Here is a 16,518-nt window from a genome sequence, read left to right as displayed (position 1 = left end):
GACCGGACCGGCTCCGGCCGCCCTACCCCGGCATCGACGCGAGCAGGACCGAGACCACGAGCAGGAGCCCGCTGAGCAGCGTCGTGACCACGACGTGGATCAGCGTCATCACGGCCACGGCCCGCCGAGGCTGCTCGTAGCTCCACCAGAACATCGTCCCGTCGACGAGGAGCGCGGCGAGGAGGATGAGCGCCCCGGGGAGGTCGAACGCGTTCCCGACGACGCTTATCACCGCGGGCAGCGGGCCGATGTAGAGGGCGCGCCGCGGGTCGACGTCCCCGAGGACGTTTCGGGCGGCGATGTGCGCGGTCAGCGAGAGGAACAGCGCCAACAGGACGGTCGTCCCGAGCACGGAGACCGGCGTCACCGTCTGTAAGAGCATGGGCGGGCTACGGGACGAGGGGTAAAAGTGGTCGCGGAACGCGCCGACGGTGTCGCGTCCGCGTCGAGGCCGCGACGTTCTCCCGTCCGATGCGGTCCGCTTCGGTCCGTCGCGTTACTCCAGCAGGCCGAGCCCGTTCAGCTCTTCGACGATCACGTCGACGGCGGCCGCGGCGTCCTCGGGGCTCGTGCCGCCGGTGACGACCACCTTGCCGCTCCCGAACAGCAGCGCGACGACGTCCGGCTCGTCGAGCCGGTAGACGAGCCCGGGGAACTGCTCCGGCTCGTACTCGATGTGTTCCAACCCGAGGCCGATCGCGATCGCGTTCAGGTTCAGGCTCTTTCCCAGGTCCGCCGACGTGACGATGTTCTGGACCGTTATCTCCGGGTCCTCGATCGGGATCTGGAGCGCGCGGAGCTCCTCGAAGACGATGTCGAGGCTCTCGTGGACCGCCTCGATCGAGTTCGCGCCGGTGCAGACGATCTTCCCCGACCGGAAGATCAGGGCGGCCGACTTCGGGTCCGTGGTGCGGTAGACGAGCCCGGGGAACTGCTCGGGGTCGTAGTCGGCGCCCTCGAGGTCCATCGCGACGCTCTGGAGATCGAGCTCCTGTCCGATCCCCGTGGACGCGACGACGTTCTCTACGGTGATCGTCTCCTTCGGGTCGGCCGTCATTACCTTCATTCTCGCCCGAACGCCGTAAAAAGGTGGCTGGTCGGAACCGCCACGCTATTGGCGCCGCCGCGCGGAGCCGTCGGCGTGTACTGGCTCGAACTCGCCGGCGAGACCGACGCCTTCGCCGCCCGCGAGGCCGCGACGGCCGCCACCGGCGTCGACCTCCTCGCGCCGGGGATCGCGCGCACCGGCGGGATCGACGCCGCCCACGTTCGCCGGCTCGCGTACACCCGCGCCGCCCACGAGGCGGTCGCCCGGACCGACGCCGACGTCGACGCTGCGGCCGCCGCCCTCCGGGCCGCGTCGCTCGACCGCTCCGGGAGCGTCGCGGTCCGCGCCCGCGACGTCCGGGCAACGTCCGGCGTCTCGACGGAAACGGCCGAGCGCGAGCTCGGCGGCGTCCTCGTCGACCGCGGGTTCGACGTCGACCTCGACGACCCCGACCACGTCCTCCGCGCGCTGTTCGCGGCCGGCCCTCGCGCCGAACACGACGCGGTGGCCGGCGCCGACGGCGGCGACGCGGACTGCTGCGCGCTCGGCTGGGTCGCGGCCGAGGCCGCCCGCGACTTCGCGCCGAACCCCACCGACCGCCCGTTCTTCCAGCCGGGGAGCATGGCCCCGGCGGACGCCCGCGCCTACGCCAACCTCGCGGGCGCCGCGCCCGGGCGAACCCTGCTCGACCCGATGTGCGGCACCGGCGGCCTTCCCCTCGAAGCGGGCCTCGTCGGCGCCGACGCCGTCGCCTGCGACGCGCAGGCGAAGATGGTCCGCGGCGCGCGGGAGAACTTCCGCGAGTACCTCGCTACCCCCGGCACCGACGACGCGCCCGACTGGCACGTCGCGCGCGGCGACGCGACCGCGCTCCCCGTCGCCGACGACGCGGTCGACGGCGTCGCGTTCGACGCCCCGTACGGCCGGCAGTCGAAGATCGCGCGCCACGAGCTCGCCGACCTCGTTGCGGGCGCGCTCGCCGAGGCCGCCCGGGTCGCGCCGCGCGCGGTGCTGGTCGCCGACCGCGACTGGCGCGCCCCCGCCCGCGAGGCCGGCTGGACCGTCGACGCGGCGTTCGAGCGCCGCGTTCACCGGTCGCTGACTCGTCACGTGCTGGTGTTGCGCCGCGGTGACGCGGCGGGGAGCGGAGGGGTTCCGACCGGGATCTCGGCGGAGCGAGAGTGAACGCTCGATCGGCGGAATCGCTCCGATCGACCGCTCGCGCGACAAGTTTCAGTTTCGCCCCGGCGCCGGGCAACGGTTAAGTGCGCGGCCTCTCGTGGTACTCGCATGACCGGGGACGCCGGGGACATGCTCTCGTGGGACGAGTCTGTGTTCCGCGACGAGTCGGTGTTCGAGATCGACCACGTCCCCGAGACGTTCCGCCACCGCGAGAGCCAGCTGGAGAACCTGAAGTACGCGCTCCGCCCCGCGGTCCGCGGCTCCCGCCCGCTCAACACGATGGTCCGCGGCCCGCCGGGGACGGGGAAGACCACCGCGGTCCAGAAGCTGTTCGGCGAGCTGGGCGCCCGCACCGAGGTGCGGACGGTGCGCGTCAACTGCCAGGTCGACTCGACGCGCTACGCGGTGTTCTCCCGGCTGTTCGAGGGGATATTCGAGTACGAACCTCCCTCTTCCGGCATCTCTTTCAAGAAGCTGTTCGGGCAGATCACCGACCGCCTCGTCGAGGAGGACGAGGTCTTGGTCGTCGCCCTCGACGACGTGAACTACCTCTTCTACGAGAACGAGGCGTCCGACACGCTGTACTCCCTGCTCCGCGCCCACGAGGCGCACTCGGGCGCGAAGATCGGCGTCATCGTCGTCTCCTCCGACCTCGGCCTCGACGTGATCGACGACCTCGACACCCGGGTCCAGTCCGTCTTCCGCCCCGAGGAGGTGTACTTCCCCGTCTACGACGCGACCGAGATCTACGACATCCTCGCCGAGCGCGCCAAGCGCGGCTTCCACGAAGGCGTGATCGGCGACGCCGAGTTAGAGCGCGTCGCCGACCTCACCGCCGACAGCGGCGACCTCCGGGTCGGGATCGACCTCCTGCGCCGGGCCGGGCTCAACGCCGAGATGCGCGCCTCGAAGACGGTCTCGGAGGCGGACGTCGAGGAGGCGTACGACAAGTCGAAACACGTCCACCTCTCGCGGTCGCTCCGCGGCCTCTCGGAGTCCGAGCGCGACCTCGTCCGCGTCCTCGCCGAACACGACGGCGAGCGCGCCGGCGCGGTGTACGACGCGTTCAACGACGAGACCGACCTCGGCTACACCCGCTACTCGGAGATCATCAACAAGCTCGACCAGCTCGGCGTCATCGACGCGGAGTACGCCGACGTCGACGGCCGCGGCCGCTCCCGCGAGCTCTCCTTAGCGTACGACGCGGAGGCGGTGTTAGACCGGCTGGAGTGAGCGCGGCCGGGGAGCGACCGATCACTGTCCGGCCTCTCCGCGACCGACCTCGTACCCGATGGCCCACGCCAAGCAGCCGACGAGCATGACTGCGACGAGCGCCGCGTCCGAGTCGAAGAAGGTCTGCGCGACGAGGGATATCCCGCCGACCGAGACGGCGACGAAGAGGCCTTCCGACGGGGCGAACGGGAGTCGGCCGCGCGACCGAAGCGCCGCGGACGCGAACGTCGCACAGAGGACCGCGACGCCGGCGAACTGGAGGAGAGTGGTCATCGTGACCATGGTCCCACGTGGCGCGGTGGCTAAAAATACGTTCGGAGCTGGATCCACGGGCCACTGCGTCGCGGTCCCGCGCCGCTCGCCGACGCCTTTTCAACCACCCCGCACGCAGTCGCCCTCATGAAGACGAGCGGCGGGAGCGACGCGGCGAAGCGACGCGCCGGCGAGTCGGCGGCCGAGGCGGTCTCCGACGGAGACGTGGTCGGACTGGGGACGGGGTCGACCGCGGCGCACGCGATCCGGCGGCTCGGCGACCGAGTCGACGCGGGTCTCGACGTCCGCGGCGTCCCCACCTCCTTCGCGAGCCGCGAGCTCGCCGCCGACTGCGGGATCCCCCGCCTCGATCTCCCCGAGGCGGTCGGCCCGGACGGACCCGGAATCGACCTCGCGATCGACGGCGCCGATCAGGTGGCGACCGGCGCAGGCGGGGACGGCGCCCCCGTCCCCGGCGGCGCGCTGATCAAGGGCGGCGGCGCGGCCCACGCCCGCGAGAAGCTCGTCGACGCGGCCGCGGACCGCTTCCTCGTCGTCGCCGACCCCTCGAAGGAGTCGCCGCGGCTGGACCGATCGGTCCCGGTCGAGGTGCTCCCCGCGGGGCGGACCGCCGTCGCCGCGGCGGTGCGGGACGCGGGCGGCGAGCCGACGCTGCGGCGCGCGGAGCGGAAGGACGGCCCCGTGGTGACCGACAACGGGAACCTCGTGGTCGACTGTGTGTTCGGCGAGATCACCGATCCGGCCGCGCTGTCGGCGACGCTGTCGTCGATCCCGGGCGTCGTCGAACACGGCCTCTTCGTCGGGCTCGCGGACGCGATCCACGTCGGCACGGAGTCCGGCGTCCGGGTCGACGAGGTGTGACCGCGCCGAGACCGACAGTACGGTGGAACGACCGACAGCGCCGCCGCTCGGCGCGCAGCGTCCAAATAAAATGGAACGGAAACGGGTCCGCCTTACAGGTCGCGCGGCTGGACCGTCTTCCGGTCGTTGGCCTCGGCGCGGCGCGCGGCGTCTTCGAGCAGCTCGTCCACTTCGTCGTCCAGCGCGTCGTAGAAGTCCGAAGCGACGTTCTTGTCGTCCAGGGCTTCCTTGACGGCCGCTTTGACAATGAGGTCTGCCATGCGATCGGGCCTACCCGGTGATGGTTAATAAGAGTTCCTGAATTCACCCGCGAGGGGCGCCGTGAAGCCGGTTCGCGGGGGGTTGCGAACACAGTCACTTATAAATCTTGTGAGATTATCGTCTCCGCTCCGGCTCGAACGTGCTCCGAACCGCCCTCGACACCGCCTCGCACTCGCCTCGACCGGGCCGCGTCCCCGTCGCGTGACGCTCAGGGATGCGTTCCGACCCCCGATCGGCTTCGCGCGCGGCGCTCGCCCGCGGCGAACCGACAGGTTCGACCGGCTTCCCCGCCGACGGTTCGCCATGCGAGAGACGTTAGCGGCGCTCGAAGCGGGCGAGATCGGCGTCGAGGAGGCGGAGTCGCGGCTCGCGGGCTACGCGACCACGGACGCGGGGCGGTTCGACGCCGCCCGCGAGCGGCGGCGCGGGATCCCCGAGGCGATCCTCGCGGAGGGGAAGACGCCCGCGGAGGTCGCCGCGCTGGCGACGACGGCGCTCGAAACGACGGGGCGGGCGCTGGTGACGCGCGCGGACGAGGCCACCGCGTCCGCGGTCACGTCGGCGGTCGGCGACGCGGACGCGACGATCGACCGCGACGACCGGATCGGGAGCGTCGTCGCGCACGCCGGCGATTTCGAGCCCCCGTCGCTCGACGCTGCGGTCGCGGTCGTGGCCGCCGGCACCGCGGACGCGCCCGTCGCCGGTGAGGCGGCGGTCGTCGCCCGCGAGATCGGAGCGACGGTCGACCGGGTCGACGACGTCGGCGTCGCCAACCTCGACCGAATCTTAGACCAGCTCGACCGGATCCGCGAGGCCGACGCCGTGATCGTGGCGGCGGGCCGCGAGGGCGCGCTCCCGACGGTCGTCGCCGGCCTCGTCGACGCCCCCGTGATCGCGCTCCCGGTCTCGACCGGCTACGGCGTCGGCGGCGAGGGGGTCGCGGCGCTTTCGGGCGCGCTCCAGTCCTGTTCCGTGCTCACGACCGTCAACGTCGACGCCGGCTTCGTCGCCGGCGCGCAGGCGGGGCTGATCGCCCGCGCGGTCGACGCGGCGCGCGCCGAGTGAGTGGTCCCGTCAGCGCCGGTCGACGCTCGGTCGACCCCCGGCCGACGCCCGGGCGACGCCCGGCCGACGGCCGCGATCACCCTCGCTGACTCCCGCGAGTCTCGGCGTGTTCCGGATCGGATTAAACGGGCGAATACCGGCAGTCGGCGGGCCCGAGAAAGGGTATTAGTTCGTCGAGCTCGTATGGTAGTTGCCGACGCACGTCGGCATCACATGCCACGCTGTGACCACTGCGGGTCGCACGTCTCGGACCGCTTCGCACGCGTCTTCGCGGACGAGCACGGCGACCTGAACGCGTGCCCGAAGTGCTCCGCGAACGCGGGCATCGCCGAGGTGTCCCGAGAGCGGACGCGAACCGGGGACTGACCGGCGAAACGCCGATCGGAGACCGAGCGCACGAAGAGCGGCTGCTCTGTCCCGTCCCCGCCGCGGGCACATCCGCACCCACTTTGCGCTCGCGCCCGGACAACCGGCCGTGGCCGACCACCACGTGTACGTGATCGAGTGCGCCGACGGCACCCTCTACACCGGGTACACGACCGACGTCGAGCGGCGCGTCGCCGAACACGACGCCGGAGAGGGCGCGAAGTACACCCGCGGCCGGACCCCCGTCACCCTGCGTCACGTCGAGTCGTTCGACTCGCGGTCGGCGGCGATGTCGCGGGAGTACGCGATCAAGTCGCTGTCGCGTGCGGAGAAGGAACGGTTGGTCGACGGCGACAGCGGCGACGACGAGGACTGAGAATTTCCGTCCCGCTCTACTCCACGAGCCGTTCGATCTCGGTGACGAGGATCCCTGTCGCGCCCACCGAGCGCAGCTCCGAGATGGTCTCGAACACGTCGCGCTCGTCGACGACGGCGTGGACCGCCACCATCCCGTTGCCGTCCGCGTCGGCCTCGACGTCCATCACGGTCGGGCCGCCGAGCCCGGGGATCACGTCTTTCACCTCGTCGAGCCGGTCTTTCGGGGCGTTCATCATCAGGTAGCGCCGGCCGTCCGCCGCGAGGACGGACTCGAAGGCGGTCACCACCTGCTCGACCTTCGCGTCGCCGACGACGTCCGGGCGGGCGAACAGCCGCACAGAAGAGTCGAGCACGTCGTCGATCACGGCGAGCCGGTTCACCTTCAGCGTCGTTCCTGTCGAGGTGATGTCGACGATGGCGTCGGCCATGTCGACGTGTGGGGTCAGCTCCGTCGCGCCGGTCACGGTGACCACGTCGGCGTCGACGTCCACGCGGTCGAGGTAGTCGCGGGTGACGTTCGGGAACTCGGTGGCGACCGTCTTCCCGGCGAGATCCTCGACGGCCGCCACGTCGCCGTCCTCCGGCGCCGCGAGGACGAGCTTACAGGAGCCGTACCCCAGATCGAGCAGGTCGACGAGGTCGTCGGCCGCCGCGGCCGCGGCGTCGTCCGCCACGCCGCCCGACTCGGCCGCTTGGTCGAGGCCGGTGACGCCGAGGTCCGCGGCGCCGTCGCGGACGTACTCGGGGATGTCGGCCGCCCGCGCGAACAGCACCGTCACGTCCTCGTCGACGGTGTCGGCGTACAGCTGGCGGTCGGCGGTCTCCTCGACGTGGAGCCCCGCGCGCTCGAGGAGCGAGAGCGTCGGCTCGTGTAGGCGGCCCTTGTTGGGGACGGCGATGCGCATACGGAACGCGTCGCGGGCGGAGGGGGAAACGTTTTCGTCCGGCGAGCGAGCGGGTGTCGACGCGAAGTTGATTTATAAACCGTCGTGCGGTGGCGCGCGCCTCCGAGTGGCCGCCGAAGGCGGCCGCGAGGAGCGCGTGCGAGGGACGCGGTGAGCGCTCGAAGAGCGCGAACCGCGAGGCTGGGGAGGTGTGAGGCGCGGTTGCTGTGCGGGGCGGGACTCAAAGGGGCAGTCGCGAGGCGGGCGTAGGCGACGTAAGGACCGCAAGGAGCGAGCGGAGCGAGCGACTGAGGACCACAGCGAGCGTACGCCCGCCTCGCGGCTGGGGCTTTGGAGGTGTTCGCCGCCGAACCGCCATCATCTATTTATAAGCGAGCGGCTGGGGCTTTGGAGGTGTTCGCCGCCGACCCGCTGTTGATCATTTATAAGTGAGCGGCTAGGGCTCTGGCGGTGTTCGTCGTCGATCCACTATCAATTATTTACAAGCGACCCTCGACTGCGTCGAACCTCCTCCCGACCAGCCAGTACGCGACGGGGAGACAACAGGCGAACGCGATCGGCCAGACCGTCAGCTGCGAGATCGGATCGGGCGGCGAGACGAGGCTCCCGGCGACCAGTCCGCCGACGCCGGCGACAGTGACGGTCGCGGCGGACCGCTCCCACCGCGACGGCGGGTACTCGCGGGACCGTCCGCGGCGCCACCACAGCAGGTAGTAGAACAGCACAATCCCCGAGAGTGGTGCGAAGACGCCCCAGACGGCCGGATAGTCGCTTCCGCGGGCGTCCGCGTCGAGGTTGACCCAGACCCCGGACGCGAGCCAGACGAACAGGACGAGGGCGGCGCCGAACGCGACGGCCGGTGTGAGGAGGGACACGGATGTGTGTTCAGCCCGATCGGTAATCGGTCTTCCCCCACGCGGAAGCGTCCGCGCGGGACTGATTTCGTCGCTGCCAGCCACGTAGCCGCGCCGCTCAAGTGTCTCGCCCCCCAACGTTGCGTATCGTGAGCGACGCCGACTCCCCCCTCTCGGAGGACCGCCCGACCGTCGACCGCCCCCTCCGCGTCGACGCCCCGTTTGAGCCCGCGGGCGACCAGCCCGAGGCGATCGAGGGGCTGGTCGAGGGGTTCGAGTCGGGCGCGAAAAAGCAGACGCTGCTCGGCGTGACGGGGTCCGGGAAGACGAACACCGTCTCGTGGGTCGCCGAGGAGTTAGACCAGCCGACCCTCGTGTTAGCCCACAATAAGACGCTCGCGGCCCAGCTGTACGAGGAGTTCCGCGAGCTGTTCCCGGACAACGCCGTCGAGTACTTCGTCTCCTACTACGACTACTACCAGCCGGAGGCGTACGTCGAGCAGACGGACACGTTCATCGACAAGGAGATGTCGATAAACGAGGAGATCGACCGCCTGCGCCACTCCGCGACGCGCTCGCTCCTCACCCGAGACGACGTGATCGTGGTCGCCTCCGTCTCCGCCATCTACGGGCTCGGCGACCCCCAGAACTACCGCGACATGGCGCTCCGCCTGGAGGTCGGCGAGGAGGTGGGTCGCGAGGAGCTGCTCACCCGGCTCGTCGACCTGAACTACGAGCGCAACGACGTGGACTTCACGCAGGGCACCTTCCGCGTCCGGGGCGACACCGTCGAGATCTACCCGATGTACGGGCGCTACGCGGTCCGCGTCGAGCTGTGGGGCGAGGAGATCGATCGGATGCTCAAGGTGGACCCGATGCACGGCGAGGTCGTGAGCGAGGAGCCGGCCGTCATGCTCCACCCGGCGGAGCACTACTCGATCCCGGACGACCAGCTCGAACAGGCGATCGCGGAGATCGAGGACCTGATGGAGAAACGGGTCAGCTACTTCGAGCGGCAGGGCGATCTGGTCGCCGCCCAGCGCATCGAGGAGCGCACCACCTTCGACCTCGAAATGCTCCGTGAGGCGGGCTACTGCTCCGGGATCGAGAACTACTCGGTCCACATGGACGACCGCGAGTCGGGCGACGCCCCCTACACCCTCCTCGACTACTTCCCCGACGACTTCCTCACGGTCGTCGACGAGTCCCACCAGACGATCCCCCAGATCAAAGGGCAGTACGAGGGCGACAAGTCGCGGAAGGACTCGCTCGTCGAGAACGGGTTCCGGCTCCCGACCGCCTACGACAACCGCCCCCTGACGTTCGAGGAGTTCGAAGAGAAGACGGACCGCACGCTCTACGTGTCGGCGACGCCCGGCGATTACGAGCGCGAGACCTCTGACCGGATCGTCGAGCAGATCGTCCGCCCGACCCACCTCGTCGACCCGAAGGTGGAGGTGACGGGCGCGACGGGGCAGGTCGACGACCTCTTAGAGCGGGTCGACGACCGGATCGAGCGCGACGAACGCGTCCTCGTCACCACGCTCACCAAGCGGATGGCCGAGGACCTCACGGAGTACCTCGAGGAGGCGGGCGTCGACGTGGCGTACATGCACGACGAGACGGACACCTTAGAGCGCCACGAGATCATCCGCGACCTCCGCCTCGGCAATATCGACGTGCTCGTCGGCATCAACCTCCTCCGCGAGGGGCTCGACATCCCGGAGGTGAGCCTCGTCGCCATCCTCGACGCCGACCAGGAGGGGTTCCTCCGCTCCACCACGACGCTCGTCCAGACGATGGGGCGAGCCGCCCGCAACGTCAACGGCGAGGTCGTCCTCTACGCCGACGAGGTGACCGACTCGATGGAGGCGGCCATCGAGGAGACCCAGCGCCGCCGCGAGATCCAGCTGGAGTACAACGAGGAACACGGCTACGAGGCGACCACCATCGACAAGCCGGTCAGCGAGACGAACCTCCCCGGCTCGAAGACGGACACCTCGTCGGTCAGCGTCGGCGACGTGGAGAGCGAGGACGAGGCGAAAGCGCAGATCGAGGCGCTCGAAGACCGGATGGACGAGGCCGCGAGCAACCTGGAGTTCGAGCTGGCGGCCGACATCCGCGACCGGATCGCGGAGCTGCGGCGCGCCTTCGAGATCGACGCGGGCGACGAGGGCGTCCCGGCGCCGGCGATAGACGAGTAGCGACCGCCGCCAGCCCGCGCTCCCCCGCCACCGCTGCCGCTCCGATTCTCACGCCGCGTCACCGTGGCAACGGGGTTTTTACCTCACTGTGTCGCAGTCGGGCACGTGTACCGTCGCGCGGTCGTCGCCGGCGCGCTCGCCGTCGCCACCGGCGGGTGCGTCGATCGCCTCCATGACGTCGCCGCGTCGACCCCCCGCGACCTCGGCGTGCGGAGCCGGTACGTCGACGGCAATCCGATGGTCGACGAGCGCAGCGTCCTCGCGCGACCCGAGGAGCTGTTGACGCACGCGGCCTCCTTCCGCTCCGCCTCGTCGGCCCGCGGCGCGCTGAAAGCCGACGCGACCGAGTCCCGCGAGTTCGTCGAGCGCACCGACTTCGTCGACGACGGCGGCGACGCGGTCCTCGTGATCGCCCAGCGACTCACCGCGCCGGAGGTTCGGCTCCGCCTCGGCGGGATCAGCCGCACGGGCGACCACTCGCTCCGGATCGCGGTCGATCAGGGCGGCGTCCGCGGCGAGGTCGAGACCGACGAGCCGGTCGTGAAGACGCTCCTGATGCGACTCACCGACGAGCGCGGCCCGCCGGAGCGCGTGATCGTCGTCATCGGTGACGGGCGCGCCGGGATCACGCTGTAAGGGCGGCCGGTCTAAGGCTCCGCTTCCCGGCTCGGTCCCGCGATCGTTTTGTGATCGGAACGCGTCCGACCCTCCATGTCACTCCGCAGTCGTCTCCTCGGATCGGCCCTCCTCGTCGTCGGCGTCGCGGCGCTCGGTGTCGCCGGAGCGGTCGCGCCCGGGTTCGTCCCTTCGCCGTCCGCGCCCGACGGAATCACGTTCGTCAGCCCCTCGCACGTCTCGCTCCTCGCCGCCCCCGCGCTCCTCGCGGCCGGGTCGGTCCTGCTCGTCGGCGGCGCGGCCGCCGCGGGCGGCACCGAGCGCTCCGCGCGCGCCGCGCTGGTCGCGCCCGCGCTCGGCGCCGCCGCCGCGTTCGCGTTCGGCGTCGGTCTCGTCCTCGCGCCCGCGTCGGTCCCCGAGACGGCGACGAATCCGGCGGCGCACGCGGCCCTCATCGGCCCGGGCAGCGGGATCGCCGCCGGCGCCGTCGTCGGTGCGGCCCTGGCACCGGTGGTTCAGGCGACGATCACGGAGGATACCGCCGCGCTCCTCGCCGGGTCGGTCCTGTTGCTCGCGGCGCTCGCGGCGGGAGCGTCCCTCCCCCTCTCGCTGATCGCCGGCGGCGTCGGCGGCGCGGTCGCCGTCGCCCTCCTCTGGGCGGTCGACCCCGAGCGCTGGCGGCCCTGAGTCCGAGTCCCGATCGCTCGCCGCCGATCATCCTCCCGGTCGCTCGTTTTCGGTCTCCAGTTCGATGTTGCGGTCGGCCTCGCGGGTCGCCGCCTCTTGCTTGGCGAGGTCGGCGTTGTCCGAGTTCACGTTTTGTCGGTCTCTCGCCCGCGCCCGGCTCCGGGTTCGCGCTTCTCGCCGAACTGCTCGGCGGAGCCCTCGCCATTGGACGGGCGTGGGGCTTGACGCCGCCAGTTGGGAACTGTTGCGACCACCCGTGACCGGAGATCACAGCTCAGCACCCGTCTCGGCACCGCCCGTTCGTGGATCGGAGGAACGACTCCGCGCACCTTCTATGAAAGTGAATTTGTTATACTACAATTTTGTTGGTAATACTTATGCCAGTGGAGTCTGTGTGGTCCGATACGGTTCACACGGCTGGACTCACGTTACGCTGTAAGACCGTCTCCCAAGCGACACGACAGCGGTCGGACTCACCGGACTGACGCGCGACAGTGGCAGCGGCAATCCAACGCAATCGGTCACGTTCGAGATGGCCAAATGAGTGAAAGCGACAACGCGAACACAACCACGAGCACAGACGCAGATACAGAGACGGACATCTTCGCGGAGAGAACACAGCTGAAGCCCTACGAGTACAGCGAGTTTCTCGACTACGTCGAGGCGATCCGGAACAGCTACTGGGTACACACGGAGTTTAATTTCGACGGAGACGTCCAAGACTTCAAAGTCAACACGACTCCTGCTGAGCAGACCGTTATCAAGCGGACGATGTTGGCTATCGCGCAGATCGAGGTGCAGGTGAAGACGTTCTGGTCGGATATCTACGAGGAGATGCCCAAAGCCGAGGTCGGGAATGTGGGGATGACCTTTGCGGAAAGCGAGGTGCGGCACATGGACGCCTACAGTCACCTACTCGACGTCTTAGGAATCACGGACGATTTCGAGCAGGTGACTGCGGAGCCGGCGATGAAAAAGCGGATCGAGTACCTCGACGAGTATCTGGAGAAGCGCGAGAGCGACGACGAACGGGAGTACGTGATGAGCATCCTGCTTTTCAGCACGTTCGTCGAACACGTATCGCTGTTCAGCCAGTTCCTCATCATGACGAGCTTCGACAAGCACGAAAAGAAGTTCAAGGGGATCGCGAACGCCGTCGAAGCGACCAGCAAAGAGGAGCAGATTCACGGGCTGTTCGGGGTCGAGCTGGTGGAGACGATCAGAGAAGAGAACCCGGACCTCTTCGATGACGACTTCGAGGAGGACGTTCAGGAGGCCTGTCAGCAGGCCTACGAGGCGGAGACGGAGATCTTGGATTGGATATTCGACGACGGCGAGCTGGAGTTCCTTCCTAGAGCCCATGTCGACGCGTTTCTGCGAGACCGGTTCAATCAGAGTCTCGAAAACGTCGGCGTGGAACCGATATTCGAGACGGACGACGACCTGCTAGAGGAGACGCGCTGGTTCGATGAGGACATTATGATGACGAAGGATAACGACTTCTTCAGCAAGCGGTCGACCACGTACAACAAACACACGCAGAGCGTTACCGCCGAGGACATGTTCTAACAATGGCACAAACAGCACTCGACAGCGTTGCGGAACAGCATACCGAACCGTTCTACTGGCTGAACGAGGACAGTCGGGAGTTCCTCAGAGAGGGATACCTGCTTGAGGGCGTCGAAGCGGAAGAGAGAGTCAGACAGATCGCGGAGCGCGCCGAAGAGATCCTCGGTGAGGAGGGCTTCGCGGACAAGTTCTACGAGTACATGAGCCGCGGCTTCTACAGTCTCGCCAGCCCGGTGTGGTCCAACTTCGGACTCGACAGAGGTCTTCCTATCAGTTGCTTCGGCAGCTACATGGAGGATTCCATCGAGAGTATTCTCTACACCCAAGCCGAGGTGGGTGAGATGACCAAGCAGGGCGGCGGCACGAGCGGGTACTTCGGTGAGCTGCGGCCGCGGGGCAGTCCGATAACGAACAACGGCAAGAGCAACGGGAGTTACAGCTTCACGGAGCTGTTCGATACGATCATCAACGTCATCAGTCAGGGCGAAACCCGGCGGGGGCAGTTCGCCGGCTACATCGACGTCGAACACGACGACTTAGAAGAGTGGCTTAACATCAAAACCGAAGGGGACCCGATACAGGACATCTACTACGGCGTCATCATCGGTGACGACTGGTTTCAGGCGATGGTCGACGGCGACGAAGAGAAGCGAGAGACCTGGGCGAATATCATCGAGACCCGGATCAACATCGGCGTCCCGTATATCATCTTCCGGGGGAACATGAACGAGGGGAAGCCACAGGTCTACAAGGACAAGGAGTACCAGATAAACGCGTCCAACCTGTGTACCGAGATCGCGCTGCCGGCCACGGCGGACGAGAGCTTCGTCTGCTGTCTCTCGAGTATGAACGCTCTCCACTACGACGAGTGGAAGGACACCGACGCAGTGGAGACACTGACGCGGTTCCTGGACGCGGTGATGGAGGAGTTCATCCAGCGCACGGAGGGCGTACGGTTCATGGAGCGCGCCGTCCGGTTCGCGAAGCGACACAGAGCGATAGGGATCGGCGTCCTCGGATGGCACAGCTATCTCCAGAGCAACATGATCCCCTTCGACAGCATGGAGGCGATGGAGAAGAACAGGGAGATATTCCGGACCATCAAAGAGCGGAGCTACGAGGCGAGCGAAGCGCTCGCCGACGAGTTCGGCGAGCCGGAGGTTCTCGAGGGGTACGGCCGGCGGAACACGACGACGATGAGCGTGGCGCCGACGAAATCGAGCAGCGTCATCCTTGGTCAGGTCAGTCCGAGCATCGAGCCGCTGAAATCGAACTACTTCGTGCGAGACGGTGCGAAGCTAAAGTCGACGCAGAAAAACAGATTCCTTCAGGCCATCTTGGCGGAGCGGGGCAAGGACACGCGCGAAGTCTGGGACAGCATCGCGAACAAAGACGGGAGCGTTCAACATCTCGACTGTCTGACGGACGAAGAGAAAGAGGTGTTCAAGACGTTCGCCGAGATACCGCAGATGGCGATCATAAACCAGGCAGCACAGAGACAGAAGTACATCGACCAAGCACAGAGCCTGAACGTCTCGATCGACCCGAGTGAAGTGAGCGTCAAGGAGATCAACCAGCTCTACATCGAAGCTTGGAAGAAAGGGGTCAAGAGCCTCTACTATCAGCACAGCGTGAACGCCGCACAGAAATTCAGTCGAGATATTCTCGAGTGTAGAGCCTGCGAGAGCTGATCGTTACGTCCCCGGCCGCTCGCTTTCGCTCTCCAGTTCGATGTCGCGGTCGGCCTCGCGGGTCGCTTCCTCCTGCTTGGCGAGGTCGACGTCGCGGGCCGTGTCCGCGTCCCGCGTCTCGTCGGTCCGCAGGTCGCTGTCGGCCACGGTGTCGAGCTGTTCGAGGGCGCTCTCGATGTCCTCCAAGCCGAGCAGCTTCTCCGTCTCCTCGTCGAACTCCTTGCTGTCGAGCCCCTCCATCTCTTGGACGTCGGAGCCGGAGAGGGCCTTGCCGTAGCGGCCGACGAGGCTGGTGAGCTCCTGCGGGAGGACGAAGGTGGTCGACTCGCCCTTGCCGATCTCTTCTAAGGTCTCCATGCCGCGCTCGATGATGGCGCGTTCGCCCATCGACTCGGCGGAGCGCGCGCGGAGGACGGTCGAAATCGCGTCCCCCTGCGCTTCGAGGATCTGACTCTGTTTCTCCCCCTGCGCGCGGATGATGTTCGACTGCTTGTCCCCCTCGGCCTGCTCGACGGCGGAGCGGCGTTCTCCCTGTGCTTCGAGGATCATCGCGCGACGGCGGCGCTCCGCGCCGGTCTGTTGCTCCATCGCGCGCTGGACCTCCTGGGAGGGGCTCACCTCGCGGACCTCGACGGCCTCGACGCGGATCCCCCACTCGTCTGTGGGCTCGTCTAACTCCTCGTTGATCCGGTCGTTGATCAGCTCCCGCTGTGAGAGCGTGTCGTCGAGCTCCATGTCGCCGATGACGGCGCGGAGGGTGGTCTGCGCGAGGTTCGAGACGGCGTTCTTGTAGTCGTCGACCTCCAGAAAGGCCTTCTTCGCGTCCATCACCTTGATGTAGACGACCGCGTCGGCCGTCACCGGGGAGTTGTCCCGCGTGATCGCCGACTGGCTCGGGACGTCGATCGTCTGCGTCCGCATGTCGAACGCGTACGTCCGCGAGACGAACGGCGGGATGATGTGGACGCCCGGCTGGAGCAGCTTGCGGTACTCGCCGAAGACGGTGAGCGCCTCCTTGTCGTAGGCGTCGACGATCTCGACGGCGCTGACGACCGTGACGGCCGCCAGCAACACCGCGAGCGCCGCGACGCCGAAGACGAGGCTCTGCCCGAGGAGGGCGACGCCGACGAGGAGGGCGACGCCGAGCGCGAGGTACTGCCAGACCCCGTCCGGGATCTCCGCCAGCAGATCCTCCAGCTCGGCGGACTCGCCGCGCGGACCTTGTGTTCCCATACGTCGAATTACGGCCCGACGCTGTTAACGGTTGCCACGAGATCGCACCTCGAAGCGCTCCCCCGCGGTCAATTCGCCGTTTCGGTCGCCGGA

General features: G+C 68.1%; 18 protein-coding genes. 11 read left to right on the top strand and 7 right to left on the bottom strand.

Annotated features, from left to right (window positions below; genetic code table 11):
• Positions 1–22: 22 nt before the first annotated feature.
• Together ACOZ35_RS11435 and ACOZ35_RS11430 are read right to left on the bottom strand one after the other, a co-directional pair.
• A complete protein-coding gene (locus ACOZ35_RS11435) occupies positions 23–382 on the bottom strand; it encodes a DUF7473 family protein (protein ID WP_424013709.1) in 360 nt (119 codons plus the stop codon).
• A 114-nt stretch (positions 383–496) separates the two neighbouring features.
• Positions 497–1,057, bottom strand: a complete 561-nt coding sequence (locus tag ACOZ35_RS11430; protein ID WP_424013708.1) for a TATA-box-binding protein — start codon at positions 1,055–1,057, stop codon at positions 497–499.
• 84 nt (positions 1,058–1,141) lie between these two features.
• Between ACOZ35_RS11430 and ACOZ35_RS11425 the strand changes: the two genes are divergently transcribed.
• Both ACOZ35_RS11425 and ACOZ35_RS11420 read left to right on the top strand, forming a co-directional pair.
• Positions 1,142–2,233, top strand: coding sequence for a TIGR01177 family methyltransferase (locus tag ACOZ35_RS11425; RefSeq protein WP_424013707.1), 1,092 nt, complete (start codon positions 1,142–1,144; stop codon positions 2,231–2,233).
• Between the two features lie 105 nt (positions 2,234–2,338).
• Entirely contained in the window at positions 2,339–3,463 is a 1,125-nt protein-coding gene (locus ACOZ35_RS11420) for an ORC1-type DNA replication protein (protein WP_424013706.1), read from the top strand.
• A 21-nt stretch (positions 3,464–3,484) separates the two neighbouring features.
• Here ACOZ35_RS11420 and ACOZ35_RS11415 read toward each other — a convergent pair whose 3' ends face one another.
• Positions 3,485–3,745 carry a hypothetical protein gene (locus ACOZ35_RS11415; RefSeq protein ID WP_424013705.1) on the bottom strand — a complete coding sequence of 87 codons (261 nt, stop codon included), beginning with the start codon at positions 3,743–3,745 and terminating at the stop codon, positions 3,485–3,487.
• A 117-nt stretch (positions 3,746–3,862) separates the two neighbouring features.
• Between ACOZ35_RS11415 and rpiA the strand changes: the two genes are divergently transcribed.
• Complete coding sequence (gene rpiA, locus ACOZ35_RS11410) at positions 3,863–4,597, top strand: ribose-5-phosphate isomerase RpiA (RefSeq protein ID WP_424013704.1); 735 nt, start codon at positions 3,863–3,865, stop codon at positions 4,595–4,597.
• Positions 4,598–4,689: 92 nt separating this feature from the next.
• Here the strand turns inward: rpiA and ACOZ35_RS11405 are convergent, their stop codons facing one another.
• The gene (locus ACOZ35_RS11405; protein WP_004047560.1) at positions 4,690–4,857 is read right to left on the bottom strand and encodes a DUF1931 family protein; all 168 of its coding nucleotides are present in this window, start codon (positions 4,855–4,857) and stop codon (positions 4,690–4,692) included.
• A 304-nt stretch (positions 4,858–5,161) separates the two neighbouring features.
• Here ACOZ35_RS11405 and larB point away from each other — a divergent pair, with 304 nt between their 5' ends.
• The 3 genes from larB to ACOZ35_RS11390 all read left to right on the top strand — a co-directional run bounded on the left by larB (position 5,162) and on the right by ACOZ35_RS11390 (position 6,665).
• Positions 5,162–5,923 carry a nickel pincer cofactor biosynthesis protein LarB gene (gene larB / locus ACOZ35_RS11400; RefSeq protein WP_424013703.1) on the top strand — a complete coding sequence of 254 codons (762 nt, stop codon included), beginning with the start codon at positions 5,162–5,164 and terminating at the stop codon, positions 5,921–5,923.
• A gap of 213 nt (positions 5,924–6,136) precedes the next feature.
• Entirely contained in the window at positions 6,137–6,289 is a 153-nt protein-coding gene (locus ACOZ35_RS11395) for a DUF7563 family protein (RefSeq protein ID WP_004599353.1), read from the top strand.
• A gap of 109 nt (positions 6,290–6,398) precedes the next feature.
• On the top strand, positions 6,399–6,665 hold the full coding sequence (locus ACOZ35_RS11390; protein WP_424013702.1) for a GIY-YIG nuclease family protein: 267 nt from the start codon (positions 6,399–6,401) through the stop codon (positions 6,663–6,665).
• A 16-nt stretch (positions 6,666–6,681) separates the two neighbouring features.
• Here the strand turns inward: ACOZ35_RS11390 and hisG are convergent, their stop codons facing one another.
• On the bottom strand, positions 6,682–7,572 hold the full coding sequence (gene hisG, locus ACOZ35_RS11385) for an ATP phosphoribosyltransferase (RefSeq protein ID WP_424013701.1): 891 nt from the start codon (positions 7,570–7,572) through the stop codon (positions 6,682–6,684).
• Positions 7,573–8,051: 479 nt separating this feature from the next.
• Positions 8,052–8,447, bottom strand: coding sequence for a hypothetical protein (locus ACOZ35_RS11380; protein WP_424013700.1), 396 nt, complete (start codon positions 8,445–8,447; stop codon positions 8,052–8,054).
• Between the two features lie 128 nt (positions 8,448–8,575).
• Here ACOZ35_RS11380 and uvrB point away from each other — a divergent pair, with 128 nt between their 5' ends.
• The 5 genes from uvrB to ACOZ35_RS11355 all read left to right on the top strand — a co-directional run bounded on the left by uvrB (position 8,576) and on the right by ACOZ35_RS11355 (position 15,192).
• Entirely contained in the window at positions 8,576–10,630 is a 2,055-nt protein-coding gene (uvrB, locus tag ACOZ35_RS11375) for an excinuclease ABC subunit UvrB (protein ID WP_424013699.1), read from the top strand.
• Between the two features lie 105 nt (positions 10,631–10,735).
• Positions 10,736–11,266 carry a hypothetical protein gene (locus tag ACOZ35_RS11370; RefSeq protein ID WP_424013698.1) on the top strand — a complete coding sequence of 177 codons (531 nt, stop codon included), beginning with the start codon at positions 10,736–10,738 and terminating at the stop codon, positions 11,264–11,266.
• A 75-nt stretch (positions 11,267–11,341) separates the two neighbouring features.
• Positions 11,342–11,932, top strand: a complete 591-nt coding sequence (locus ACOZ35_RS11365) for a hypothetical protein (RefSeq protein WP_424013697.1) — start codon at positions 11,342–11,344, stop codon at positions 11,930–11,932.
• 540 nt (positions 11,933–12,472) lie between these two features.
• Positions 12,473–13,501: a ribonucleotide-diphosphate reductase subunit beta gene (locus tag ACOZ35_RS11360; RefSeq protein WP_424013696.1), complete on the top strand. Its 1,029-nt coding sequence runs from the start codon at positions 12,473–12,475 to the stop codon at positions 13,499–13,501.
• A gap of 2 nt (positions 13,502–13,503) precedes the next feature.
• On the top strand, positions 13,504–15,192 hold the full coding sequence (locus ACOZ35_RS11355; RefSeq protein ID WP_424013695.1) for a ribonucleoside-diphosphate reductase subunit alpha: 1,689 nt from the start codon (positions 13,504–13,506) through the stop codon (positions 15,190–15,192).
• Between the two features lie 3 nt (positions 15,193–15,195).
• Here the strand turns inward: ACOZ35_RS11355 and ACOZ35_RS11350 are convergent, their stop codons facing one another.
• A complete protein-coding gene (locus ACOZ35_RS11350) occupies positions 15,196–16,425 on the bottom strand; it encodes an SPFH domain-containing protein (RefSeq protein ID WP_424013694.1) in 1,230 nt (409 codons plus the stop codon).
• Between the last annotated feature and the right edge of the window lie 93 nt (positions 16,426–16,518).

Source organism: Halorubrum xinjiangense (genome assembly GCF_049604745.1).
In the GTDB taxonomy this organism is placed as follows: Archaea; Halobacteriota; Halobacteria; order Halobacteriales; family Haloferacaceae; genus Halorubrum; species Halorubrum xinjiangense_A.
The sequence above is the reverse complement of the archived record's forward strand: the minus strand, read 5'-3'. Positions and strand labels throughout refer to the sequence as shown.